The organism is Leifsonia sp. C5G2, assembly GCF_013359685.1.
Classification (GTDB): Bacteria; Actinomycetota; Actinomycetes; order Actinomycetales; family Microbacteriaceae; genus Leifsonia.
On the sequence record NZ_JABFMV010000004.1, the window covers coordinates 48,757 to 72,601 of the forward strand.

General features: G+C 71.8%; 23 protein-coding genes. 19 read left to right on the forward strand and 4 right to left on the reverse strand.

Going from position 1 to position 23,845, the window contains the following annotated elements; genetic code table 11:
- Positions 1-17 precede the first annotated feature (17 nt).
- Entirely contained in the window at positions 18-1,178 is a 1,161-nt protein-coding gene (locus HNO83_RS06780; RefSeq protein WP_175336768.1) for a TIGR03364 family FAD-dependent oxidoreductase, read from the reverse strand.
- 252 nt (positions 1,179-1,430) lie between these two features.
- Here HNO83_RS06780 and kynA point away from each other — a divergent pair, with 252 nt between their 5' ends.
- From kynA to HNO83_RS06830, 10 genes are all read left to right on the forward strand, one after another.
- Positions 1,431-2,291 (forward strand): tryptophan 2,3-dioxygenase, encoded by an 861-nt coding sequence (kynA, locus tag HNO83_RS06785; RefSeq protein ID WP_175336769.1) that lies wholly within the window; start codon positions 1,431-1,433, stop codon positions 2,289-2,291.
- Complete coding sequence (locus HNO83_RS06790; protein ID WP_175336770.1) at positions 2,288-3,424, forward strand: amidohydrolase family protein; 1,137 nt, start codon at positions 2,288-2,290, stop codon at positions 3,422-3,424. Before kynA ends, HNO83_RS06790 begins: the two co-directional genes overlap by 4 nt.
- A 28-nt stretch (positions 3,425-3,452) precedes the next feature.
- Entirely contained in the window at positions 3,453-4,730 is a 1,278-nt protein-coding gene (locus HNO83_RS06795; protein ID WP_175336771.1) for a kynureninase, read from the forward strand.
- The gene (locus HNO83_RS06800; protein WP_175336772.1) at positions 4,723-5,589 is read left to right on the forward strand and encodes a PaaX family transcriptional regulator; all 867 of its coding nucleotides are present in this window, start codon (positions 4,723-4,725) and stop codon (positions 5,587-5,589) included. The genes HNO83_RS06795 and HNO83_RS06800 overlap by 8 nt, the downstream gene beginning before the upstream one ends.
- A 49-nt stretch (positions 5,590-5,638) precedes the next feature.
- Positions 5,639-5,899, forward strand: coding sequence for a phosphoribosylformylglycinamidine synthase subunit PurS (gene purS / locus HNO83_RS06805; RefSeq protein ID WP_175336773.1), 261 nt, complete (start codon positions 5,639-5,641; stop codon positions 5,897-5,899).
- Complete coding sequence (purQ, locus tag HNO83_RS06810) at positions 5,899-6,597, forward strand: phosphoribosylformylglycinamidine synthase subunit PurQ (protein WP_175336774.1); 699 nt, start codon at positions 5,899-5,901, stop codon at positions 6,595-6,597. Before purS ends, purQ begins: the two co-directional genes overlap by 1 nt.
- 177 nt (positions 6,598-6,774) lie before the next feature.
- Entirely contained in the window at positions 6,775-7,326 is a 552-nt protein-coding gene (locus HNO83_RS06815; RefSeq protein ID WP_175336775.1) for an RNA polymerase sigma factor, read from the forward strand.
- Positions 7,323-8,096: a hypothetical protein gene (locus HNO83_RS06820; RefSeq protein ID WP_175336776.1), complete on the forward strand. Its 774-nt coding sequence runs from the start codon at positions 7,323-7,325 to the stop codon at positions 8,094-8,096. The genes HNO83_RS06815 and HNO83_RS06820 overlap by 4 nt, the downstream gene beginning before the upstream one ends.
- A gap of 67 nt (positions 8,097-8,163) precedes the next feature.
- The gene (gene purL / locus HNO83_RS06825) at positions 8,164-10,482 is read left to right on the forward strand and encodes a phosphoribosylformylglycinamidine synthase subunit PurL (protein ID WP_175336777.1); all 2,319 of its coding nucleotides are present in this window, start codon (positions 8,164-8,166) and stop codon (positions 10,480-10,482) included.
- Between the two features lie 100 nt (positions 10,483-10,582).
- Positions 10,583-11,584, forward strand: coding sequence for an alpha/beta hydrolase (locus HNO83_RS06830; RefSeq protein ID WP_175336778.1), 1,002 nt, complete (start codon positions 10,583-10,585; stop codon positions 11,582-11,584).
- Here the strand turns inward: HNO83_RS06830 and HNO83_RS06835 are convergent.
- A complete protein-coding gene (locus tag HNO83_RS06835) occupies positions 11,581-12,501 on the reverse strand; it encodes a DMT family transporter (protein WP_175336779.1) in 921 nt (306 codons plus the stop codon). The two genes, HNO83_RS06830 and HNO83_RS06835, sit on opposite strands and share 4 nt — an antisense overlap.
- Before the next feature lie 105 nt (positions 12,502-12,606).
- Between HNO83_RS06835 and HNO83_RS06840 the strand changes: the two genes are divergently transcribed.
- From HNO83_RS06840 to HNO83_RS06875, 8 genes are all read left to right on the forward strand, one after another.
- Entirely contained in the window at positions 12,607-13,488 is an 882-nt protein-coding gene (locus tag HNO83_RS06840) for a LysM peptidoglycan-binding domain-containing protein (protein ID WP_249776558.1), read from the forward strand.
- A gap of 196 nt (positions 13,489-13,684) precedes the next feature.
- Positions 13,685-14,872 (forward strand): LLM class flavin-dependent oxidoreductase, encoded by a 1,188-nt coding sequence (locus tag HNO83_RS06845; protein ID WP_175336780.1) that lies wholly within the window; start codon positions 13,685-13,687, stop codon positions 14,870-14,872.
- Between the two features lie 53 nt (positions 14,873-14,925).
- Entirely contained in the window at positions 14,926-15,618 is a 693-nt protein-coding gene (locus tag HNO83_RS06850; RefSeq protein WP_175336781.1) for a CE1759 family FMN reductase, read from the forward strand.
- Between the two features lie 124 nt (positions 15,619-15,742).
- Positions 15,743-17,221: a glycosyltransferase gene (locus HNO83_RS06855; RefSeq protein WP_175337012.1), complete on the forward strand. Its 1,479-nt coding sequence runs from the start codon at positions 15,743-15,745 to the stop codon at positions 17,219-17,221.
- Positions 17,222-17,337: 116 nt separating this feature from the next.
- On the forward strand, positions 17,338-18,045 hold the full coding sequence (locus HNO83_RS06860) for an ABC transporter ATP-binding protein (protein ID WP_175336782.1): 708 nt from the start codon (positions 17,338-17,340) through the stop codon (positions 18,043-18,045).
- On the forward strand, positions 18,042-19,373 hold the full coding sequence (locus HNO83_RS06865) for an FtsX-like permease family protein (RefSeq protein ID WP_175336783.1): 1,332 nt from the start codon (positions 18,042-18,044) through the stop codon (positions 19,371-19,373). The genes HNO83_RS06860 and HNO83_RS06865 overlap by 4 nt, the downstream gene beginning before the upstream one ends.
- Positions 19,374-19,408: 35 nt before the next feature.
- Positions 19,409-19,723, forward strand: coding sequence for a chorismate mutase (locus tag HNO83_RS06870; RefSeq protein ID WP_175336784.1), 315 nt, complete (start codon positions 19,409-19,411; stop codon positions 19,721-19,723).
- A gap of 2 nt (positions 19,724-19,725) precedes the next feature.
- A complete protein-coding gene (locus tag HNO83_RS06875; RefSeq protein ID WP_175336785.1) occupies positions 19,726-20,649 on the forward strand; it encodes an SDR family NAD(P)-dependent oxidoreductase in 924 nt (307 codons plus the stop codon).
- An 84-nt stretch (positions 20,650-20,733) separates the two neighbouring features.
- Here the strand turns inward: HNO83_RS06875 and HNO83_RS06880 are convergent, their stop codons facing one another.
- Positions 20,734-21,027, reverse strand: a complete 294-nt coding sequence (locus HNO83_RS06880; protein WP_175336786.1) for a hypothetical protein — start codon at positions 21,025-21,027, stop codon at positions 20,734-20,736.
- Positions 21,028-21,077: 50 nt separating this feature from the next.
- On the opposite strand from HNO83_RS06880, the gene HNO83_RS06885 reads away from it, so the two are divergent.
- A complete protein-coding gene (locus tag HNO83_RS06885; protein WP_175336787.1) occupies positions 21,078-22,364 on the forward strand; it encodes a GNAT family N-acetyltransferase in 1,287 nt (428 codons plus the stop codon).
- Between the two features lie 108 nt (positions 22,365-22,472).
- Here HNO83_RS06885 and HNO83_RS06890 read toward each other — a convergent pair whose 3' ends face one another.
- On the reverse strand, positions 22,473-23,759 hold the full coding sequence (locus tag HNO83_RS06890) for an adenylosuccinate synthase (RefSeq protein WP_175336788.1): 1,287 nt from the start codon (positions 23,757-23,759) through the stop codon (positions 22,473-22,475).
- Between the last annotated feature and the right edge of the window lie 86 nt (positions 23,760-23,845).

The following is a 23,845-nucleotide window of genomic DNA, read 5'->3' on the forward strand; positions in this document are numbered from 1 at the left end:
CCTTTCGTGCGGTGCGGCTAGCGGGCGCGGGCTGCGGAGCCCGCGGAGGTGAGGGACCCGAGGGCGCCGGCGAACAGCTCGTCGACGACCCGGTCGGCGAGGCCGAGACCGGTGGTCATGCCGATGCCCGCCGTCACCGAGACGACACGGACGGCCGGAGCGGGTGAGGCGACGAGGAACTCGTCGGGCGCCGACGCGTACACGCCCTGCCAGCGCTCCCGGACGCGCAAGTCCGCCGTCCCGAATAGCTCCCGTGCCTGCTCCAGCAGCAGGTCGAACGCGCCTTCGAGCTGGAACGGCGACACGTCCTCGCTCCGGTGCTGCGTTCCGCCGATCAGGAGCGCGCCGTCGGCGCGCTGCGTGTACAGCTGGTTCGCGTCGAGCGCGGCGAGCGCCGGGTGCTCGGCCGCGAGCCGGTCGTGCAGGGCGGAGGCGCTCGGCGTGCGCGCGAAGCCGGCGTAGCGCAGGAGCGACCAGCCGGTGAGCAGCGGCGAGGTGAGCGGACGGTCGAGCTCCGCCTCCAGCAGCATCATGTCGACCGCGCAGCGCCGGATCCCGTGATCGTCGGCGAGGCCGGGGAACAGCTGATCGAGGTCGTGATCGACCGCGACGACCACGGCGTCCCCGGCGAGCCGGCCGCGGGTGGTGTGGACGCGTCCCGTCTCGACGCCGACCACAGCCGTCTGCCAGAAGAAGTCGACACCGTGCGCGTCGAGCCACCGGCCGATCGCGGTGGGCGCTTCCCGCGGGTCGACCTGGAGGTCGGCGGGCAGGAACGCACCGCCGACTGCGACGCCGTCGGCGACCGGCACCCGGTCACGCACCTCGGCAGGAGTCAGGATGCGGGCGTCCTGGCCGCCGCGGCGCTCTCGGAACTCCTCCAGCACCGCCAGCTCGTCCTCCGCCCGGGCCACGACCATGGTGCCGGTCTCGCCCAGCCAGAATCCCGCCTCCGGCGCGAGCGTCAGCCACAGCTCGCGCGCCAGCTCCGCGTACGCGCGGGCCTCGCCCTCCTGGCCCGTGACGCAGAGGTGGCCGGAGTTGCGGACGGAGGCTCCGGTGATCCCGGACGCGCGGTCCACCACGGCGACGGTGAGCCCACGGCGGAGTGCGGCGACGGCGTGCCCGAGACCGACGATGCCCGCGCCGACCACGACGAGGTCGTAATGCCTGCCCATCCCGAGCCCCTCTCTCCGCTCCCTGCGACGCCGCAGCACCGCCCGACCGGGGTCGACGGGCTCCGACGTGCACGCTACGCACCGCGCCCAACCCCCCGGTTACGCGCGGGTGAACGTTCGTCCCGCGCCCGGCCCGTTTCGTGGTGCCGCGAGGTGCTCGCAAGTGCGGGCGACACGCCGGGAGGGACAGCAACGGCGAGCACCTCGGCGAAGGGTGTTGCACTTTTCGGGCGGTCGGCGGAAGATTGCAGCATGGTGGATGGCGACAACACCCGCGAGTTCGACCCCGACATCGTCACCGACTTCCGCGAGCGGATGTCGTACGGCTCCTACCTGGACCTCGGGACGCTGCTCAGCGCGCAGCGACCGGTGAGCCGTCCGCCGCACCACGACGAGCTGCTGTTCATCATCCAGCACCAGACCACCGAGCTCTGGCTGAAGCTGGTACTTCACGAGCTGGAGTCGGCCCGCGACCTGCTGCGCGCGGACGACCTCTCGCCCGCCCTCAAGCGCATCGCCCGCGTGAAGCACATCCAGCGCACCCTGACCGAGCAGTGGTCGGTGCTGGCGACTCTGACGCCGACCGAATACGCGGAGTTCCGCGGGTTCCTCGGCAACTCGTCGGGCTTCCAGTCGTACCAGTACCGCGCGGTCGAGTTCGTGCTCGGCAACAAGAACCGCCGCATGCTGAGCGTCTTCGAGAGCGACCCGGACGCGCACGCCCTGCTGGCCGCGCTGCTGGAGGCTCCCAGCATCTACGACGAGTTCCTGCGGTACCTCGCCCGGGCCGGCTTCGCCGTGCCGCGCGCTCTGCTGGAGCGGGACGTCACCCAGGCCCACGTCTTCACACCGGAGCTCGTGCCGGTGTTCCGCGAGATCTACGAGCACGCCGCGGACCACTGGCGCGAGTACGAGGCCTGCGAGGAGTTCGTCGATCTGGAGGACAACTTCCAGCTCTGGCGCTTCCGCCACTTGAAGACCGTTCAGCGCACGATCGGGATGAAGACGGGAACCGGCGGATCCTCCGGAGCCGGCTTCCTCCAGAAGGCACTCGAGCTGACCTTCTTCCCCGAGCTGTACGCCGTCCGCACCGAGATCGGGACACCCGCATGAGCACGCCGGAGCCCACTCCCGCCACACCGCCCGGCGCGACCACACCGTCCGGCGCGACCACACCGCCCGGCGCCGACACCTACCTCACAGTCGACGCCGTCTGGACCGGCCACCGCTTCCTCGGCGAGACCACCTTCCGCTGCGACGGCGAGCGCTTGCATCCACTCGACGACGACCGCGTCCCCGCACGGGCGGCCGCGGACGGCCGCCACCTGCGCATCGACGGCACGCTCTTCCCGCGCCTGACCGACCACCACGTCCACCTCGGCCTGACCGACCAGCACGCGGTCTTCGCCGGCGGCGTGACGCACGCGATCGACCTCGGCTGGGTGCCGGCGGTGGCCGCCGGCTGGCTGACGGACGACCTCACCCGCCCGTCCGTCGCGATCGTCGGCTCGCTCCTCACCTGCCGGGGCGGTTACCCGGTCAATGCCGGGTGGGGACCGCCGGGCTCCTCGACGGAGGTCGGCGGCGAGCGGGAGGCGCGGCTGGCGGTGCGGGCGAATGTCATGCTGGGAGCCTCCCGCATCAAGGTCACCCTCAACACCGAGGCCGGCGAAACTGTGGATGACCGCGTCCTTCTCGGAATTGTGAGGGAGTCGCACGCCCAGGGCGTCCCCGTGACGGTGCACGTCCAGGGCGAGGGCCAGACCGCGCGGGCGGTCGCCGCCGGCGCCGACCAGCTCGCCCACACCCCGTTCACCGAGCGGGTCGGCGACGACCTGATCGCCGAGTGCGTCCGCCGCGGCGTCACCTGGGTCAGCACGCTCGACATCCACGGCTGGGGCGAGCCGACCGAGCAGCACGCCATCGCCTCCGACAACCTCGGCCGGTTCGCCCGCGCCGGCGGACACGTGCTCTACGGCACCGACCTCGGCAACGGCCCACTCCCCGTCGGCGTGAACGCCCGGGAGCTGCGCGGGATGCTCGACGCCGCCGTCCCGGCGCACGCGCTGCTGCGGTCGATCGCCGGCCTCCGGCGTCCCGACGACGGCACCCCGCCGACCATCGGAGCGCGCCTGGCGCTCGTCCCCTCCGCCCCGCCGTCCGACCCGGACGCGCTGCCCGACTGGCTGGCGACCGCCCGCGGCCTGACGGTCGCGCGCCTCGCCGCCGGCGCCGCTCGCCCATGACCCGTCCGACCACCACCGGAGCACGCGCATGACCGACTTCGACCCCGCCCCGCCCGCCTCGCTCTCCCCCGACCCGCTCACCGCCGCGCGGGCGCGGGACGCGGCCGACCCGCTCGCCGCCTACCGACGCCGCTTCGCCGGGATCGACGACGGCAGCAGCTCCGTCGTCGCCTACTTCGACGGCAACTCGCTGGGGCGCCCGACCCGTGCGAGCATCGAGCGCATCCACGAGTTCCTGGTGAACGGCTGGGGCGGCCGCCTCATCCGCGGCTGGGACGAGGAATGGATGGAGCTGCCCTTCGCGATCGGCGACGAGCTCGGCCGTGTGGCGCTCGGTGCCGCCCCCGGGCAGACGTTCATCGGGGACTCGACGACCGTCCTGCTCTACAAGCTGGCGCGCGCGGCGGTCGACAGCCTCCCGGAGCGCAGCGAGATCGTGCTGGACACCGACAACTTCCCGACCGACCGCTACCTGCTCGACGGCATCGCGCGCGAGCGCGGACTGCGCCTGGTCTGGATCGAGGCCGACACCGAAGCCGGGGTCACCCCCGAGCAGGTCGCCGCCGCGGTCGGCCCGCACACCGCCCTGGTGGTGCTGAGCCACGTCGCGTACCGGTCCGGATTCCTCGCCGACCTCGCCACGATCACCCGCATCGTCCACGACGCCGGCGCGCTCGTGCTGTGGGACCTCTGCCACTCCGCGGGCTCGGTCCCGGTCGAGCTGGACGCGGCGGACGTCGACCTCGCCGTCGGCTGCACCTACAAGTACCTCAACGGCGGCCCCGGCTCCCCGGCGCTCGGCTACGTGAACGCGCGGCTCATCCCGGAACTCACCCAGCCGATCCAGGGCTGGATGGGCGTGCGCGACGTCTTCCTGATGGGACCCGAGTACGTCCCCGCCGACGGTGTCCGGCGCTTCCTCAGCGGCACGCCGCCGGTGGTCGGGATGCTCGCCATGCGCGACACCGTCGACATGATCGGCGAGGCGGGCATCGACGCGGTGCGGGCGAAGTCGGTCGCACTGACGGAGTTCGCCATCGCGCTCGCCGACGAGTGGCTGACGCCGCTCGGGGTGACCCTCGCCAGCCCGCGCGACCCGGAGCGGCGCGGCGGCCACATCACCCTCAGCCACCCGGCCATGCGCCGGGTGACGGAGCTGCTCTGGCAGCGCGACGTCATCCCGGACTACCGCGACCCCGACGGCCTGCGCGTCGGCTTGTCGCCGCTGAGCACGAGCTTCGAGGAGGTCTGCGCCGGGATGGCCGCCGTGCGCGATGTCCTGGGCGAGCTCCTCACGCATGACTGACGGGCCGGCCCGCGACGACCTGGAGGCGAGCAGCGGCAGCGCCGCGGCGCTCCTGCGGACCGTCGTCGGCAGCGTTCTGCGGCCCATCGGCGGGTGGATGAGCGCGGCCGGGGCGGTCCGGCTGATGGATGCGCTCGGCGTTCCCGCGGCGACCGCACGCTCCGGCCTCGCCCGGTTGTGCTCGCGCGGGGTGCTCCGGCGCGAGCCGCGCGATGGCGTCGCCGGGTACGCGATAGACCCCGCCGCCCACGCGATGCTGGAGCGCGGGGACGCGCGCATCTTCGGCGAGCGCGTGGAGGCGCCCACGTGGTGCCTGCTGTCGCTGTCGTTCCCGGAGCACGGGCGCGGTGCTCGCGACCGGCTGCGCCGCCGGCTCGCCTCGCTGGGCTGCGGCGCCGTCGCCGACGGGCTCTGGATCGCACCGTCCGCACTGGAGGACGAGCTCGCGTCGGTGGTAGCCGGCCTCGGGGGCGCCATCCAGGGCGCGGGGGCACCGGCCGTCGCGCTCTTCTCGGGCGCGCTCCCGCACGGCGATCTCGCCGCGGGGCTGGCGCGCTGGTACGACCTCCCCGCGATCCGGGCGGCGCACGACGGCTTCCTCGCCCGGTTCGGCGCGGCGGCCGAGACACCTCCCGCCGACGACGCCGCCGCGTTCGCCCTGTGGATCCGCGTGCTCGACGAGTGGCGCATCATCCCGTACCGCGACCCGGGCCTGCCCTCTGCAGCCCTCCCCGCCGACTGGCCCGGCGCCGCCTCCTCCGCCCTGTTCCGGAGGCTGCGGGCGGCGCTCGAGGACCGCGCCGTCGCGCACGCCGCCGCGGTCGCCGCACCGGAACCGGCCACCGTCTCCGCACGGTAGAATCGTCGGGAAACCCCACCCTTGTCGCCCGAGTGAGCGGAGTGTCCCCGTGCCGACCATCGTTGTTGAAGTGATGCCGAAGGCCGAGCTGCTCGACCCTCAGGGCAAGGCCGTCGCGGGCGCGCTCGCCCGGACCGGCCGCGGCCGGGTCACCGGCGTCCGCGTCGGCAAGCGCTTCGAGCTGACCGTCGACGGGCCGATCGACGACGAGGTGCGCGCGACGGTCGAGGAGATCGCGGGCGAGATCCTCTCCAACTCCGTGATCGAGGACGTGGTGGGCATCCACTACCCCGCCGAGGTCGACGCCTGATGCGCATCGGCGTCATCACCTTCCCCGGTTCGCTCGACGACCGCGACGCGCTCCGCGCCGTCCGGCTCGCCGGCGCCGAGCCGGTCGCGCTGTGGCACGGCGAGCACGACCTGAAGGGCGTCGACGCCCTGGTGCTCCCCGGGGGCTTCTCCTACGGCGACTACCTGCGCTGCGGCGCCATCGCCTCCCTCTCGCCGATCATGACCGAGGTCGTGGACGCGGCGGGCAAGGGCATGCCGGTGCTCGGCATCTGCAACGGCTTCCAGATGCTCGCCGAGGCGCACCTCGTCGCCGGCGGCCTGATCCGCAACGACCACGGCAACTTCATCCGCCGCGACCAGCACCTGACCGTCGAGAACGCCGCCACCCCGTGGACGACCGGGTTCGAGCAGGGCCAGGAGATCGTCATCCCGCTGAAGAACGGCGAGGGCGGCTTCATCGCGTCGGCCGAAGAGCTCGACCGGCTCGAGGGCGAGGGGATGGTCGTCTTCCGCTACAAGGACGTCAACCCGAACGGCTCCCTGAACGACATCGCGGGCGTCCGCAACGAGCGGGGCAACGTGGTCGGCCTCATGCCGCACCCCGAGCACGCGGTGGAGCCGGGTTTCGGCCCCGACACCCACGACGCGATGCGCTCCGGCACCGACGGCCTCACCTTCTTCACCTCGGTCATCCGCTCCGCTCTCGTCGAGGCCTGACCCGGCCCCCAGCCAACAGCTCCTGAGTTCTTCGAGTCACGCCCGGCGTGTCGGTCGAAGAACTCAGGAGCTGTTGGCGTCGGGGGCGGGGACGCACGACTTCGTAGAGTTTGGGAACCGGTCGCCCGGCCCGGGACACTACAGAGTGTGAGGGGAATCCAAATCGATGAGCCGGCGGTGCTCGAACGCGTTCGCGACGGTGACGCGGACGCGTTCGGCGCCCTGTTCGACCTGCACCACGACCGCGTGTTCCGGCAGGCGATGCGGCTGACCGCGTCGCTGCACGACGCCGAGGACATCGTCGCCGTCGTCTTCCTGGAGGCCTGGCGGCGCCGGGACGCGATGCGCGTCGTCGACGACTCGGTCGTCGCCTGGCTGCTGGTCACGACGAACTTCGTGTTCCGCAACTTCGTGCGTGCCTCCCGGCGCTACCGGGAGGGGCTGCAGCAGCTGCCGCCCCCGGAGAATGCGCCGGACCACGCGGACGTCGTGGACGACCGCATCGACCGCGACGCGCGCCGCACCGCGCTGCGCGCCGCGCTCGCGCGACTGCCGAAACGCGACCAGGACATCGTCACCCTCTGCGTGCTGGAGGAGCTCAGCACCACCGAGGCCGCCGCTGCGCTCGGCGTCGCCCCCGGGACCGTGAAATCGCGCCTGTCCCGCGCCAAGGCGCGCCTGACCGAACTCATGAACGCCGACCCGATCAACGAAGGAGGAGAGCGATGACCGAGCCCACCTTCGACCCGCGCCGGAAGGCCGCCATCCGAGACCTGATGGTCGCCAACGCCGAGGCGCACCCCGGCCGGGCCACCGGACGCAAGCGGACCGCACTCATCGCCACGCTCGTCGTGCTGGCTGTGTCGATCTCCGGCGGCAGCGTCGCCTACGCTCTGGGCACCGGCCTGCTCGACCCGCAGCCGGCCGCCGCCCCGACCTCCACGCCGACGCCCACGGTGACGGAGACGCCGACACCCACCCCGACGGCTACGCCCACCGAGACGGCGCCGGCGAAGGACCCGGACGACCCGGCCAACTGGCTGATCGGGTTCGACGGCGTCGGACCGCTCGCCCTCGGTGCGAGCATCGTGGACGTGCCCGCGCAGGTGCCCACCTGGTCCGATGAGACCGACGCGCAGTGCCGTCCGCGGAACCTCTCCCTGGTCACGCCCGATGGCCTGCGCGTCAAGCTCTTCGCCCAGGACACCGGAACGCTGGCCGTAAGCGAGGTCCTGCTGGGCTACAAGTTCTCCGTCGACGGCGACCGCGACGTCGCGACCCCGCACACAGCGCAGGGGATCGGCGTCGGCTCCTCGAAGAACGACCTGCTCGCGGCCTACCCCGGCATCGCCATGACCCGGGACTACGGGACCTTCGCGCAGTACGGCGTCCAGGATCCCCAGGGCACGTGGATGGTCTTCATGGTCATCGAGGGGCGCGTCGAGTGGATCCAGGTCGGGCCGTCCTCCTCCATCCCGCTCGACTCCTGCCCGGCCTGACCCCGGCGATGCGCCCGGTAGACTGGAGCCCATCCCCCGCCTGCCCCGCCCAGCCAGGAGTGCCCGCGTGACCGACACCACCACCACGCACGTCGTCGACACCGTCGCGAACGCGATCGAGACCCCGGAGCGGGAGCAGCCGTTCGCGGCGCTCGGGCTCAAGGAGGACGAGTACGCGCGCATCCGCGAGATCCTCGGCCGCCGCCCCACCAGCGGCGAGCTGGCGATGTACTCGGTGATGTGGTCGGAGCACTGCTCCTACAAGTCGTCCAAGATCTACCTGCGCCAGTTCGGCCAGAAGGTCAGCCCGGCGATGAAGAAGAACCTCATGGTCGGCATGGGTGAGAACGCGGGCGTGGTCGACGTCGGCGAGGGCTGGGCGGTCACCTTCAAGGTGGAGTCGCACAACCACCCCTCGTACATCGAGCCGTTCCAGGGCGCCGCGACCGGCGTCGGCGGAATCGTGCGCGACATCATCTCGATGGGCGCCCGTCCGGTCGCGGTGATGGACCAGCTGCGCTTCGGCGCCATCGACAACCCGGACACCGCACGCGTCGTGCACGGCGTCGTCTCCGGCATCTCGTTCTACGGCAACTGCCTCGGCCTGCCGAACATCGGCGGCGAGACCTACTTCGACCCGGTGTACCAGGGCAACCCACTGGTCAACGCGCTCTCGGTCGGCGTGCTCCGCCACGAGGACCTGCACCTGGCCAACGCGTCCGGCGCGGGAAACAAGGTCGTGCTGTTCGGCGCCCGCACCGGCGGCGACGGGATCGGCGGGGCCAGCATCCTGGCCTCCGACACGTTCTCCGCGGGCGGCCCGACCAAGCGTCCGGCCGTGCAGGTCGGCGACCCGTTCGCCGAGAAGGTGCTCATCGAGTGCTGCCTCGAACTGTTCCGCGACAAGCTGGTCGAGGGCATTCAGGACCTGGGCGCCGCCGGCATCTCGTGCGCGACCAGCGAGCTCGCGTCCAACGGCGACGGCGGGATGTTCATCGAGCTCGACAAGGTGCTGCTGCGTGACCCGAGCCTCACGGCGGAGGAGATCCTCATGTCGGAGAGCCAGGAGCGCATGATGGCGGTGGTCAGGCCCGAGCTGCTCGACGCCTTCCTCGCCGTGACCGCCAAGTGGGACGTCGAGACCAGCGTGCTGGGCGAGGTCACCGAGACCGGGCGTCTCGTCATCAACTGGAAGGGCGAGGAGATCGTCAACGTCGACCCGCGCACGGTCGCGGTCGACGGTCCGGTGTACGAGCGACCCGTCGCCTACCCGACGTGGATCGACGCCCTCCAGGACGACTCGGCCTCCGTGCTCGGCCGGCCCACGACCGGCGACGCCCTGCGCGAGCAGACGCTCGCCCTGCTGGGCAGCGCCAACCTGGCCGACAAGGGATGGGTCACCGACCAGTACGACTACTTCGTCGGCGGCAACACCGCGCTCGCGTTCCCGGACGACGCGGGCATGATCCGGGTCGACGAGGAGTCGGGCCTCGGCTTCGCCATCGCGACCGACGCCAACGGCCGCTACTGCCAGCTCGACCCGAAGCAGGGCGCGCAGCTCGCCCTCGCCGAGGCGTACCGCAACGTCGCCGCCTCCGGCGCCGTCCCGGTCGCCGTCACCGACTGCCTCAACTTCGGCAGCCCGGAGAACCCCGAGGTCATGTGGCAGTTCTCGCAGGCGGTCGAGGGCCTCTCCGACGCCTGCCTCGAGCTCGAGATCCCGGTCACCGGCGGCAACGTGTCGTTCTACAACCAGACCGGCGACACCCCCATCTTCCCGACTCCCGTCGTCGGCGTGCTCGGCGTGATCGACGACGTCGCGCGCCGCATCCCGAGCGGCTGGCAGGACGAGGGCGAGAACATCTACCTCCTCGGCATCACCCGCGAGGAGCTGGACGGCTCGGCGTGGGCGGGCACCATCCACGGTCACCTGGGCGGTCACCCGCCGGCGGTCGACCTCGCCGCCGAGCGCTCGCTCGCGGAGGCGCTGCACGCGGCCGCGCAGGAGGGGCTCATCTCGTCGGCGCACGACCTCGCCGACGGCGGCCTCGCGCAGGCCCTCGCCGAGAGCGTCATGCGCTTCGGCGTCGGCGCGCGCGTCTGGCTGACCGAGATCGAGGAGCGGGACGGCGTGGACGCGGCGACCGCGCTCTTCTCGGAGTCGACCGCCCGCGTGATCGTGAGCGTGCCGCGCGAGGACGACGTGAAGTTCCGCGGCCTGTGCGAGGGACGCGGCATCCCGGTCCTCCGCATCGGCGTCACCGACGCCGAGGTCGGCGCCCAGCCGGTGCTCGAGGTGCAGGACCTCTTCACCATCGGCGTCGAGGAGCTGCGCGGCGTGCACCGCTCCACCCTCCCCGAGCACTTCGGCCCGACGGTCGCCTGACCCGCCCACGCCCCAAGCCGTCAGCTCCTGAGTTCTTCGGGCCGACACGCCGCTCCGAGGTCGAAAAACTCAGGAGCTGACGGCGCGATACGGTGTGGGGATGACACGGGCGCGCCGGGCGGCGGGGATCATCGGAGGCGCGCTCGCCGCCGCGGGCGTCGCGGCCGGACTCGCACGCTCCACGCCGTGGCCGTCTGCGCTGGTGATCCGTCGCGTCTTCGAGAAGGGCGCCGCCGAGACGGTCGCCGAGATGGAGCCGTTCGTCCCGACCGGCGGCGTGACCGCGCGGACCGGGCTGCGGTATGCGCCCGGCACGCCCGACACGACGTTCGACCTGTTCCGGTCGGAGTGCGAGGGCGGCCCGCTGCCGGCCGTCGTGTGGATCCACGGCGGCGCGTGGATCTCGGGCGCCAGCAAGGACGTCGAGCCGTACCTGCGCATCCTGGCTTCACACGGGTACGCGACGGTCGGGCTCAACTACACGCTCGGGCCGGAGGCGTCGTACCCGACCGCGGTGGAGCAGCTGAACACGGCCCTCGCCCACCTCGACGCCCACGCCGACGAGCTCGGGATCGACCGCGAGCGGATCGTCCTCGCCGGCGACTCGGCCGGGTCGCAGCTCGCCAGCCAGCTGGCCGTGCTCACCACGAGCCCGGAGTACGCGCACCTTCTCGGCATCCGACCGTCGCTGCGGCGCGAGCAGCTGGCCGCCGTGGTGCTCACCTGCGGCGTGTACGACCTGGGGGCGCTGTCGACGCTGGACGGCATCCTGGCCTGGGGCTTCAAGACGGCGCTCTGGTCGTACGGCGGCGACAAGAACTGGTCGCAGACGTACGTCGGCTCGACGATGTCCACCATCCGGCACGTCACCGGCGACTTCCCGCCCACCTACATCTCCGGCGGCAACGGCGACGGCCTCACCTGGTCGCAGTCGGTGCCGATGGCGACGACACTGCGCGGCAAGGGAGTGGACGTGACGGAGCTGTTCTGGCCGGCCAACCACGAACCGCCACTGCCGCACGAGTTCCAGTTCCACCTGAGGTTCGACGAGGCGCACCAGGCGCTGGATGCGACGCTCGCGTTCCTGAAGCGGCACACCTAGCGCGCGGCGGCCTCCTGCGCGGCGATCTCGGCCTGCCGGCGCGTGAACAGGCGCACCCGCTGTTGCGTCAGCAGGATGCCCGCCAGCACGATCGCCGCTCCGACGGGCTCGTTCCAGGTCAGGTGCTCGCCGAGGACGAGGATGCCCAGCGCCACGCCCACCACGGGGGTGACGTAGGTGACGCCCGACGTGGCGGTCGGGCCCCACGCGCGCAGCACGTTCATGTTCCAGATGTACACGACGCCCGTACCGAGCGCGCCGAGCGCGAGCAGGGACAGCAGCACCGGCCAGCTGAACGAGATGGGATGCCACGCGACGACCGGCGTGAGCAGCAGCATGATGACCGCCGCGAGCCCGATGTTCAGGAACGCGCTCGCGGTCGCGGACACCTCGCGCGGGCTGATGAACCGGCGGATGTAGCCGAAACTGAACCCGTAGCAGGTGACCGCGCCGAGGCACGCGAGCTGGCCCCACAGGCTGCCGGCCAGCGCATCCACCGCCCACGGGCCGACGACCACGACGACGCCGACGACCCCGACCAGCACCCCGAGCACCTGGTCGCGGTTCAGCTTCTCGACCCGGAACGCGGCGGTGGCCAGGATCGCGGTGGTGATCGGCGTCACGGCGTTGTAGATGCTCGCGAGGCTGGACGAGACGTACTGCTCGGCCCAGGCGAACAGCAGGTACGGGATGACGCAGTAGGTGATGGCGACGACGGTGAAGTGCAGCCAGACGATCGGCTCCCGCGGAAACCGCACACGCGTCACGAGCGCGATCACGCCGAGCGTCGCCGCCCCGAAGACCAGCCGCGCCCACGCCACCTGGCCGAACGCGACGCCCTCGAGCGCCACCTTCATGAACAGGAAGCTGGCGCCCCAGATGAGCCCCATGGCGGAGAACTGCACGGCGATCTTCACGATTCGACGCTAGCGGCAGCCACCGACCCCCCGCGCGCGGGAATCGGACACGAATGGCTGAGATCCGGCCACCGCGGATTTGGTAGCGTTCCCGGAGGGGGGAACATGGTTCGAACGATCAGGCGAGCCCGCAGCGCGGCCGCCGCAGGGATGCTCGTCGCGCTCGCCGTCGCGCTGTCGGGGTGCGCGCTCTTCGACGGAGGGGCGCAGGCGAAGCCGGTCGCTCGGCACACGACCGCCAAGCCGAAGCCGACGCACTCCGCACCGGTGACGCCGACGCCCACCGCGACGCCGACGCCGACGACTCCGCCGGGTCCGCCGCCGACGCTGACCCCCGTCCCGTCGGGCACCGCGGTCGCCGAGGCGAGCGTGGCGTCGCCGAAGGGCAGCATCCACTTCCACTACCGGATCGTGTCGAACGGCGACAACACGTACTCGATCCAGTACTCCGGCTTCACGTCGACCGTCCCGATCCCCGTCTCGGTCACGCTCATCGACGTCCCTCCGCAGGTCGGCGACGGTCTCACCTGGCACGGCGTCGCCGACCACACGCTCGGCGGTCCGACGACCGGCACGGCCGCCGCCTCGACCGCCCCGCTCGGCTACGTCGGCAACCCGTCGTATCTCGGCACCCTCGTGACCTACTCCTCCGCCGCGTCGGCCGACGGCGTCCCGGTGGAGCTCGGCCCGGGCAAGGTGCTCGCCGTGAACACGGTCCGCTGGTCGATCCCCGAGCGTGCGACCAACGTCCATCCGGTCGACGGCGGCGAGCGAGCGGGCGCGGCCGGGCGCGTGCCGGAGACGACACCGTCGGGTGCTCCAGCCCGGTATGTCGTGGCGACCGGGGACACGTTCGACGGCGTCGCGCAGCGGTTCGGTATCACCTCGCAGGACCTGCTCTGGCTGAACCCCAGCGGTCGTGCGTACGACGGCGCCCTCAACCTGCTGCAAGACCAGTCGCTGAACCTCGACCCGCAGGCGCTCTGACCTGCTCATTCGTCTGCGACTGCGGTCGTTCGGAACAACTGCGGGCTGTCGCGCAGCCGCAATCGTTCCGAACGACCGCAGTCGCGCGGCCGCCCTACCCGTTACGGGCAGCTGGGACGAGGATGGGAATACTTCGGCCCGCCTCGCGTTATATGCGTTTGCATAGAAACGGCGAGAACAATCAGAGGAGCCAGACATGCAGTACGGAATCTTCTCCGTCAGCGACATCACCCGGGACCCGGTCTCCGGTGAGACGCCGAGCGAGGCGGAGCGCATCGACGCGATCGTGAAGATCGCGAAGCACGCGGAGGAGGTCGGACTCGACGTCTTCGCGATCGGCGAGCACCACAACCCGCCCTTCTTCTCGTCGTCCCCCACGACCCTGCTCTCGCACATCGCGGCGCTCACCGAGAAGCTCACGGTGACCACCTCGACCACGCTGATCACCACGAACGACCCGGTGCGCATCGCCGAGGAGTACGCGATGCTGCAGCACCTGTCGAAGGGCCGCATGGACCTCATGATCGGCCGCGGCAACACCGGCCCGGTCTACCCGTGGTTCGGCCAGGACATCCGCCAGAGCCTGCCGCTCGCCCTCGAGAACTACAACCTGCTGCACCGGCTGTGGCACGAGGACGTCGTGGACTGGGAGGGACGCTTCCGCACCCCGCTGCAGGGCTTCACCTCCACCCCGCGCCCGCTCGACGACGTCCCCCCGTTCGTCTGGCACGGCAGCATCCGCACCCCGGAGATCGCCGAGCAGGCCGCGTTCTACGGCAACGGCTTCTTCGCCAACAACATCTTCTGGCCGAAGGAGCACTACCAGCGGCTGATCGCCTTCTACCGTGAGCGCTTCGAGCACTACGGCCACGGCACCGCTAAGCAGGCGATCGTCGGCCTGGGCGGCCAGGCGTTCATCGCGAAGAACTCGCAGGACGCGAAGGACCAGTTCCGCCCGTACTTCAACGAGGCCCCCGTCTACGGCAACGGCCCGACGATGGAGGAGTTCACGGACGCGACCCCGCTGACCGTCGGCAGCCCGCAGGAGGTCATCGACAAGACGCTGACCTTCCGCGAGTGGGCGGGCGACTACCAGCGCCAGCTGTTCCTGATGGACCACGCCGGCCTCCCGCTGAAGACGGTGCTCGAGCAGCTCGACCTGCTCGGCGAGCACGTAATCCCCGTGCTGCGCAAGGAGACCGAGGCCCGCAAGGACCCGGAGACCCCGGACGCGCCCACCCACGAGTCGCTCGTGAAGGCCAAGTACGGCGACAGCGCGCCGCGCCAGCCGCGCCCGAACGCCAACCGCGGCGACAACGTCACCGGCGCGTCCCCCTACCAGGACACCGAGGAGCAGTTCCAGGCCAGCTACCCGTCGCTCTGACGCCGGAAGCCTGGGATTCGACAGCAGTCCGAGACTCGAGAGAAGGACAGACCATGACCACATCCGACCCGCGGCCGTTCCGCGTCGTCGTCGTCAACGCGGGCGTCAGCGACCCGTCGTCGACGAAGATGCTCGCCGACCGCCTCGCCCTGCGCGTGGAGGCCGCGGCTCAGCGCGACGGACACACGGTACAGACGCTCAACCTGGACCTGCGGGAGCTGCTGCCGGAGCTCGGCGCGGCCCTCGCGTCCGGGCACCTCGGCCCGAAGTTCACCAAGGCGATCGAGGCGCTGAAGGAGGCCGACGGCATCATCGCGACGGCCCCGGTCTACAAGGCCGGCCCGAGCGGGCTGTTCACCTCGTTCTTCCAGGTGCTCGACAACGACCTCCTGATCGCGAAGCCGGTCGTGCTCGGCGCCACCGCCGGCACGGCCCGCCACGCCCTGGTGGTCGACGGCGAGATGCGGTCGCTGTTCGCCTTCCTCCGCACCATGACCGCGCCGACCTCGGTCTTCGCGTCCACCGAGGACTGGCAGGACAAGTCCCTCGGCAAGCGCATCGACCGGGCCGCGCGCGAGCTGGTCGTGCTGATGGAGTCGGAGGTGGAGGCCAAGATCACCGACACCTCGTGGGACAGCTACCAGCACGAGTTCGGCTCCGCCGGCGGCAATGAGCTGGGCATCGACCTCGGCTCCGACCTGATGCGACTTGCCGCGGGCGGGGCTCTCCCCACCCAGCGGCGGTAGCGCGGGCCGCCTTCCGCCCGCGAACAGGCCCCGGCACCGCCGGGGCCTGTTGCCGTCTGCGGGCTCGCCCTGCACGGTAGGGTGCAGGGTAGAACAGGGAGGTCTTCGGGTGGACGTTCTCACCGTGCTGCACTGGATCGGCGTGGTCGTGTGCCTGATCCTCGCGCTCTCCGGCCTCATCCCGGTGATCGCGGCGGCCGCGACCTTCGTCGTCATCCCGTTCCACGCCTGGATCAACCACTACAAGAAGGCCGCGCCGTACCTCCCCCGCGTCGCCATCATCGTGCCGGCCTGGAACGAGGGCGCCGTGATCGGCGCATCCATCGACCGGTTGATGAAGCTGGACTACCCGCGCGAGGCGCTGCGCATCTACGTCGTCGACGACGCCAGCACCGACGACACCCCGGTCGTCGTGCGCGACCGTGCCGAGCGGTACCCCGGCAACGTGTTCCTGCTCCGCCGCGAGCAGGGCGGCCAGGGCAAGGCGCACACCCTCAACCACGGCATCGCCCGCGTGCTGGAGGACGACTGGATGGAGGCGCTCCTGATCATGGACGCCGACGTCATCTACCTGCCGGACTCCCTCCGCCGCATGACCCGGCACCTGGCCGACCCGGAGGTCGGCGCCGTGTCCGCCTACATCCGAGAGGGCAGCACCGAGCGCAACTACCTCACCAAGTTCGTCGGGGTGGAGTACGTGCTCTCGCAGCCCGCCGCGCGCCGCGCGCAGAACGTGCTGGGGGCGCAGGCGTGCCTCGCCGGCGGCGCCCAGCTGCACACCCGCGAGAACCTGATCGCGATCGGCGGCCGCATCGACACGTCGTCGCTCGCGGAGGACACGATCACCACGTTCGAGACCCAGCTGCTCGGCAAGAAGGTGGTCTTCGAGCCGCACGCGCACGTGCTGGCGGAGGAGCCGAACCGCGTCGACGCACTGTGGAAGCAGCGGCTGCGCTGGGCGCGCGGCAACGTCACCGTTACCGCCCGCTACGCGAAGGTCTGGTTCCGGCCGTCGCGGAAGCACCACCTGGGCGGCGTCAGCTTCGGGATCGTGTGGTTCAGCCTGTGGCTGCTCCCGCTCATCATGATCCTGTCGTCGGTGGGGCTCGCCGGGCTGCTGTTCCTGCAGGACGAGCTCGCCACCAACGTCTTCCGCGTGTTGTGGATCTCGGCGGCGCTGGCGTACCTGTTCGTGCTGATACTGGGCTCGCAGACCGACGGAGCGACGACCAAGCACACCCTCGGGCATGTGCTGCTGTTCCCCGGGATCGTCAACATGCTGGTCATGGTGACGGCGCTGTTCCCGCCGGTGATGCTGGTCTGGCTGCCCGGCCTGTTCGGGGTCGCACTCGACGGTCCCGCCCTGTTCGCGATCACGCTCGCGATCTACATCTGGATCCCGTTCTCGATGGTCGTCGCGTGGCTCGCCCGCAAGGCCGAGCGGACGCGCGCCGGTCGCTGGCTCGCGCCGGCGCTCATCTACCTCGCCGGGTACGGCTCGCTGCTGTGCGCGATCACGTTCGACTCCTACCTCAAGGAGCTGGCCGGCACCGAGGCCAAATGGGACAAGACCGAGAAGGTCGGGCGCGTCGCCACGAGCTGAGCGGTCGTACCTGAGCCGGTCGTACCTGGGGACCACCTCCCGAGGATGAGGACCCGGCGCGAGGATGGGCCTCCCGCCCGATGCCGCCGGAGGCGCCCGGCCGCGAGGCTGGGGGCATGACCTCAGCATCCGCCGCAGCGCCCGCCCTCTCCGCGGGCGCGCTCACCAAGTCCTACGGCAGTTCGGTCGCCCTCGCGGGCGTCGACTTCCGCATCGCCCCCGGGGAGTCGGTGGCGATCATGGGCGCCTCCGGCTCCGGCAAGACCACCTTGCTGCACTGCCTTGCCGGCATCGTCGCCCCCGACAGCGGCTCCGTCGTGCTCGCGACCCCGCACGGCCCGGTCGAGGTCACCGGCCTCGACGAGCGCGGACGCTCCCGGCTGCGGCGCGAGGCCTTCGGCTTCGTGTTCCAGCAGGGCCTGCTGCTCCCCGAGCTGACCGCGCTCGAGAATGTCGCGCTCCCGCTCATGCTGAACGGCGTCGACCGCAGGGCCGCCGAGCAGACCGCGAGCATGTGGCTCGCCGCGCTCGGGCTCGCCGGCTTCGAGGCGCGGCGCATCGGGCAGCTCTCCGGAGGCCAGGCGCAGCGGGTGGCGATCGCCCGGGCGCAGACCACGGGCGCCGCGGTGGTGTTCGCCGACGAGCCGACCGGCGCGCTCGACTCGCAGACCTCGGCGGAGGTGATGGATGCGCTCATCCGCTCCACCACCGACCGCGGCCGCTCGCTCGTGGTGGTCACCCACGACGAGACCGTGGCCTCCCGCTGCTCCCGCGTGCTGCGGCTCGCGGACGGCCGGATCGTCGACGAGGTGGTGTCGCGATGACCACGCTCCGCCTGGCCTGGCTGTTCGCACGGCGCAGCGCCTCCGCCCGCTCCACAGTCGTGCTGCCGGTCGTCGCGTTCGCGGTCGTGACCGCCCTGCTGCTCATCGTCGCCGGCGGCGCGCAGTCGTTCTTCACCTGGACCGACGACATGGCGGGGCTGTACCAGGTGCTCGCCGTCGTCGCCCTCTCGCTGCTGATCGTGCCGCTCGTGGCCCTCGGCGGCTCGGCCGCGCGCCTCTCCGCCCGCCGCCGCGACGACCGGCTGGCCGGTCTGCGCCTGCTCGGCGCGACGCCCGGGATGGTGACGGCCCTCACCGTGATCGAGTCGACCGTGCTCGCGGTCGCGGGTGCGCTGGCCGGAGCGGTCGTCGCACTGGCCGCCTCCCCGCTGGTGGCACTGATCCCGTTCCGCGGCGAACCGCTCGGGTTCTCCGTGCTGCTCGGACCCGCCTGGGTCGCGCTCGCGGTGATCGGCGTCGGCATGCTCGCCGCCGTGAGCGCGGTCGTCGGTCTCCGCGGCGTCATCCTGTCGCCGCTCGGCGTGCGCACCCGGCAGCAGGCGCCGCGCGTGCGCTGGGTGCGCGTCGTCGTCGCGATCGCGGTCGTCGCGCTCGTCGCCGGCGCCATGTCCGTGGTCTCCGCTGCGCCCGGCGTCGGCATCCTGGTGACCGTGCTCGCCGTCGGCTTCGGCGGGACGGTCGCGGTGCTCAACCTGATCGGGCCGTGGGTGCTGCGGGTGGTCGCCTCGGGGCAGGCCCGCCGCGCCAGGACCGCGCGGCGCCTGCTCGCGGCGCGCAGCATCCTGGAGTCGCCCAAGGCCGCCTGGCGGCAGGTCTCCGGCGTGGCGATGACGAGCTTCGTCGCCGTCGTGGCGGGGGTCGGCGTCGCGGTGATGGATGCGGCCGCCGGCAGCGCGGACGCGCAGTCCCGGATGCTCGTCGCCGACATCCGCACCGGCGTGCTGATCACGATCGTCGCCTCCTTCCTGATGGTGGCGTGCTCGGCCGGCGTGAACCAGGCGGCCGCCGTCCTCGACCGCCGCGACCTCTACGTGAGCCTCGACCGCATCGGGATGCCGGTCGCCGAGATGAACGCGGCCCGCGGTCGCGCGGTCCTCTCGCCGCTGCGCATCACCTCGATCGGCTCGGCCGTGACGGCGGCGGTCGTGCTGTTCCCGCTCACCGGCCTCAGCCTCCTGATCTCACCGCTGACCCTGGCGACGGTCGCGGGATGCCTCGCGACCGGCATCCTGCTGGTCTGGGCGGCCCTGCGCGCGACGCGGCCGGTGCTGACCCGGGTGCTCGCGGAGCCGGCGCCCAGCCTGTGACGGTGCGGGCATGCTCCGCCCGGTAGGGTCGGAGCATGCCCGACATCAGCGACACGGAGGCCGCACTCCAGCAGCTCCAGAGCATCCGCCAGAGCATCGACAACATCGACGCGGCGGTCATCCACATGCTCGCCGAGCGGTTCAAGTTCACGCAGCAGGTGGGGGCGCTGAAGGCGGAGCACGGGCTCCCGCCGGCCGACCCGGAGCGCGAGCGCGAGCAGATCCAGCGGCTGCGGGGCCTTGCCGAGGAGAGCCACCTCGACCCGGCGTTCGCGGAGAAGTTCCTCACCTTCATCATCGCCGAGGTCATCCACCACCACGAGCGCATCGCCGGCGAGAACGGCCGCTGAAGGTGTCATGGAACCCGGCCGAGCTGCCGGACGCCCACGACCGTACCGTGGCGATCACGGGCGCGAACGCGGGCGTCGGCTACTTCACCGCCGAGCAGCTGGCCCGCGCGGGCGCGCGGGTGGTGCTCGCCTGCCGTGACCCGGAGCGGGCCGAGGCGGCCGTCGCGGCGATCCGACGGCGGGTGCCCGGTTCGCGCGTGCAGGCGGTGCCGCTGGATGTGGCCGACCGGCGCTCGGTCGACGCGGCGGCGGAGTCGCTGCTCGCCCTCGACCGGCTCGATGCGCTCGTGCTCAACGCCGGGATCGTCCACCCGCCGCGGACGCGCCAGACCGACGCGTACGGCAACGAGCTCGTGCTCGCGACCAATGTGCTCGGGCACTTCCGGCTGACCGCCCGCGTGCTCCCGGCTCTCGAGCGCGCCGGCGACGCGCGGGTCGTCGTCCTGGGCTCGCTGGCCTCCCGGTTGGGACGGCTGCGCCTCGACGACCTCCAGCTGGAGCGCTCGTACACGGGCTGGCGCGCGTACTCCGGGTCGAAGATCGCGGCGCAGGCGTTCGGTTTCGAGCTTGACCGGCGGCTGCGGGCCTCCGGCTCCTCGGTCCGCAGCATCGTCGTGCACCCCGGGTACTCGACCTCGGGGCGCACACCCGGCATCCGCGGCGTCAACCAGCCGGGCCGGCTGAAGCGCTTCGCCGACAACCTGCAGGCGGCGTGGACGCAGGGCAAAGACGCGGGAGCCCACGTCCCGGTGCGCGCCGTGCTCGATCCCGACCTCTCCGGCGGCGACTACCTCGGCCCCGCGCTGCTGACCAAGGGCGCGCCCGTGCACGCCCCGGCGACCCGCGCCTCCCGCTCCCCGCGCCTCGGCGCCCGCCTCTGGCCGCTCCTCGAGTCCGCCGCCGACGAGCCCTTCCCCCTCCCCTGAAACCTCCACCATCGAGTCCGCAAAGACTGCACACTTTTCGACGCAAAACGTGCAGTCTTTGCGGACTCGACGGAGGGCGGAGGGTCAGGCGTCGACGACGATGGTGAGGAGGCGGTGCTCGGGCGGGACCTGCGCGCGGAGAGCGGTGCTGGCGGCGGCGTAGTCGGCGCCCTCGGCCTCGACCTCACGGACGGCCGACTCCCGGATGACACCAGACGCGATCACGCGGCCACCGCGGGGCATCGAGTTGTGCACCTGCAGCAGATCGAACCCTTCGGGCACCTGCTCCTCGATCAGCGCCCGCGCCGCCTGCGCGTCGTCGGCCTCCGCCGTCAGCTCCCGCGTACCGCTGCTCTGGATGAGACCACGCACCTTCATGCCCTCAACGCTAGCTGACATCCGACCGGCCCCGCCGATACGGTGAAGGGATGGACTACCTCACCGCACCCCTCGACGAGACCTCCCGGGCGGCCCTCGCCGCGACCGGACTCCGGTACGCCGTCCTCGACAACGACGACGCCGCCGCACTGGAGGGCTGGATCCGGGCCGACTTCCGCGGCTTCCACGGCAAGCGCCCCTCGGCGGAGGTGCTGGAGGAGGCCCGCGGCAGCTTCGCGGGCCGACGCAACACGGGCGTCTACGACGACGAGGGCGCGACCTCCGACCCGGTCGGCACCGTCAACACCTGGCCGGCACCGCTCACCGTGCCGGGCGGCGCGCGCGTCGACTCCTGGGCGATCAGCTCCGTGACGGTCGCGCCGACCCACCGCCGCCGCGGCATCGCGACCGCGCTGCTCGGCGGCGAGCTGCGCACCGCGCACGCGCTGGGGCTGCCGCTCGCCATCCTCACCGTCTCCGAGTCGGTCATCTACGGCCGCTGGGGCTTCGGCCCGGCGACCTGGGCCACCGCGTGGAGTGTCGACACCAAGCGCGTCCGCTGGGCCGGCGGCGAGACGCCCGGGCGCCTGTCGTTCGCCGAGCCCGCGGAGTACGAGGAGACCGGCGCGCGCGTCCTCGACCGCGTCATGGCGTCCCGCGCGGGCGAGATCGGCCTGGAGCCGTACCTCGCCAAGCGCCTGATCGGCCCGATGAAGGGCGACCCGGACGCCGACAAGCTGCGCCTGGTCCGCTACGACTCGGCCGAGGGCGAGCCGGAGGGTTTCGTCACCTACGTCCTGAAGGACGACCCGGAGGACGACTTCACCCGCCACACCGTCGTCGTGAACCATCTCGCCGCCGCGACCCCCGAGGCTCTCCGCGCGCTGTGGCGGTTCCTCATCGAACTCGACCTGGTCGCCGAGGTGAAGGTGTGGACGCGCGGCGTCGACGAGCCGTACCAGTCGCTCGTGAACGACATCCGCGGCGCGCGGGTGACCGAGCTGCAGGACCACCTGTGGGTGCGCATCCTCGACGTCCCGGCCGCGCTGCAGGCGCGCACCTACGAGCAGGACGGCTCGCTCGTGATCGACGTCGCCGACGACCTGGGGCTCGCCGGAGGCCGGTTCCGCCTGACCGTCCGCGACGGACGCGCCGAGGTGGAGGCGACCGAGGACGCGGCGGACGTGTCGCTGCCCGTCGCCGCGCTCGGCAGCGCGTACCTGGGCCACGACGTGGTCCGCGGGCTGGCGCTCGCCGGGCGCATCCAGGGCGATGCCGAGGCGCTCGACCGTCTCTTCCGCACGGCCGTGCCCCCGCGCCTCAGTACCTGGTTCTAGCGACCGTCAGCGCGCGGGCAACCGACCCGGCCGAGTGGCGACAAGATGTCGCCACTCGGTCGGAATGGCCGCAACTACTCACCTCTCGGCGGGCCCGCCGGGCGCGGGTCAGTCGATCAGGTCGTGGCGGACGACGATCTGGTCGCGGGCGGGGCCCACACCGATCGCCGAGATGCGGGCGCCGGAGAGGCGCTCCAGGGCGAGCACGTAGTCCTGCGCGTTCTTCGGCAGGTCGTCGAAGCTGCGGGCGCCCGAGATGTCCTCGGTCCAGCCGGGGAACTCCTCGTAGATCGGTGTCGCGTGGTGGAAGTCGCTCTGCGAGGCGGGCACCTCGTCGTGGCGCACGCCGTCCACGTCGTAGGCGACGGCCACCGGGATGCGCTCGATGCCGGTCAGGGTGTCGAGCTTGGTGAGCACGAAATCGGTGACGCCGTTGATGCGTGCGGTGTAGCGGGCGACAGGGGCGTCGTACCAGCCGGTGCGGCGCGGACGGCCGGTCGTCGTGCCGAACTCGAAGCCGCGCTCGCGCAGGAACTCGCCCCACTCGTCGAACAGCTCGGTCGGGAAGGGGCCGGCGCCGACGCGCGTCGTGTACGCCTTGACGATGCCGATCACGCGGTCGATGCGGTTCGGGCCGATGCCCGAGCCCGTCGCAGCGCCGCCGGCGGTGGAGTTGGAGGACGTGACGAACGGGTACGTGCCGTGGTCCACATCCAGCATCGTTGCCTGGCCGCCCTCGAACAGGACGTACTTGCCCTCCTCCAGCGCCTGGTTGAGCAGCAGGGAGCTGTCGACCACCATCGGGCGCAGGCGCTCGGCGTAGGCGAGCAGTTGGTCCACGACCTCGTCCACGCCGATCGCGCGGCGGTTGTAGACCTTCACCAGCAGGTGGTTCTTCTGGTCGAGGGCGCCCTCCACCTTCTGGCGGAGGATGTTCTCGTCGAAGAGGTCTTGAATCCGGATGCCGACGCGGTTGATCTTGTCGGCGTAGGTCGGGCCGATGCCGCGACCGGTGGTGCCGATCTGGCGCTTGCCGAGGAAACGCTCCGTGACCTTGTCGATCGTGCGGTGGTACGAGGTGATGACGTGCGCGTTCGAGCTGACCTTGAGGCGCGAGACGTCGACGCCGCGGGCGATCAGGGCGTCGAGCTCCTCGAACAGCACCTCGATGTCGACGACGACACCGTTCGCGATGACCGGCGTGACGCCCTCGGTGAGGATGCCGGAGGGCAGCAGGTGCAGTGCGTACTTCTCGTCCCCGATGACGACCGTGTGGCCGGCGTTGTTGCCGCCGTTGAACTTGACGACGTAGTCGATGCGGCTGCCGAGGACGTCGGTCGCCTTGCCTTTGCCTTCGTCGCCCCACTGGGCGCCGATGATCACGATCGCGGGCACGTTTGAGTCCTCTCGATGGGTGGAACGCGTCGGCGCCACGCGGACGGCCGTCGCACTCGATCCTATCGCGAGCCACGAAGTTGCAC

Coding starts and splice junctions, on each gene's coding strand:
- HNO83_RS06790 (WP_175336770.1), top strand. CDS start 2,288: ATGAGCACGCCGGAGCCCACTCCCGCCACACCGCCCGGCGCGACCACA.
- HNO83_RS06795 (WP_175336771.1), top strand. CDS start 3,453: ATGACCGACTTCGACCCCGCCCCGCCCGCCTCGCTCTCCCCCGACCCG.
- HNO83_RS06820 (WP_175336776.1), top strand. CDS start 7,323: ATGACCGAGCCCACCTTCGACCCGCGCCGGAAGGCCGCCATCCGAGAC.
- HNO83_RS06780 (WP_175336768.1), bottom strand. CDS start 1,178: ATGGGCAGGCATTACGACCTCGTCGTGGTCGGCGCGGGCATCGTCGGT.
- HNO83_RS06845 (WP_175336780.1), top strand. CDS start 13,685: ATGCAGTACGGAATCTTCTCCGTCAGCGACATCACCCGGGACCCGGTC.
- HNO83_RS06880 (WP_175336786.1), bottom strand. CDS start 21,027: ATGAAGGTGCGTGGTCTCATCCAGAGCAGCGGTACGCGGGAGCTGACG.
- HNO83_RS06865 (WP_175336783.1), top strand. CDS start 18,042: ATGACCACGCTCCGCCTGGCCTGGCTGTTCGCACGGCGCAGCGCCTCC.
- HNO83_RS06840 (WP_249776558.1), top strand. CDS start 12,607: ATGGTTCGAACGATCAGGCGAGCCCGCAGCGCGGCCGCCGCAGGGATG.
- purQ (WP_175336774.1), top strand. CDS start 5,899: ATGCGCATCGGCGTCATCACCTTCCCCGGTTCGCTCGACGACCGCGAC.
- kynA (WP_175336769.1), top strand. CDS start 1,431: ATGGTGGATGGCGACAACACCCGCGAGTTCGACCCCGACATCGTCACC.
- HNO83_RS06885 (WP_175336787.1), top strand. CDS start 21,078: ATGGACTACCTCACCGCACCCCTCGACGAGACCTCCCGGGCGGCCCTC.
- HNO83_RS06800 (WP_175336772.1), top strand. CDS start 4,723: ATGACTGACGGGCCGGCCCGCGACGACCTGGAGGCGAGCAGCGGCAGC.
- HNO83_RS06830 (WP_175336778.1), top strand. CDS start 10,583: ATGACACGGGCGCGCCGGGCGGCGGGGATCATCGGAGGCGCGCTCGCC.
- HNO83_RS06860 (WP_175336782.1), top strand. CDS start 17,338: ATGACCTCAGCATCCGCCGCAGCGCCCGCCCTCTCCGCGGGCGCGCTC.
- HNO83_RS06850 (WP_175336781.1), top strand. CDS start 14,926: ATGACCACATCCGACCCGCGGCCGTTCCGCGTCGTCGTCGTCAACGCG.
- HNO83_RS06870 (WP_175336784.1), top strand. CDS start 19,409: ATGCCCGACATCAGCGACACGGAGGCCGCACTCCAGCAGCTCCAGAGC.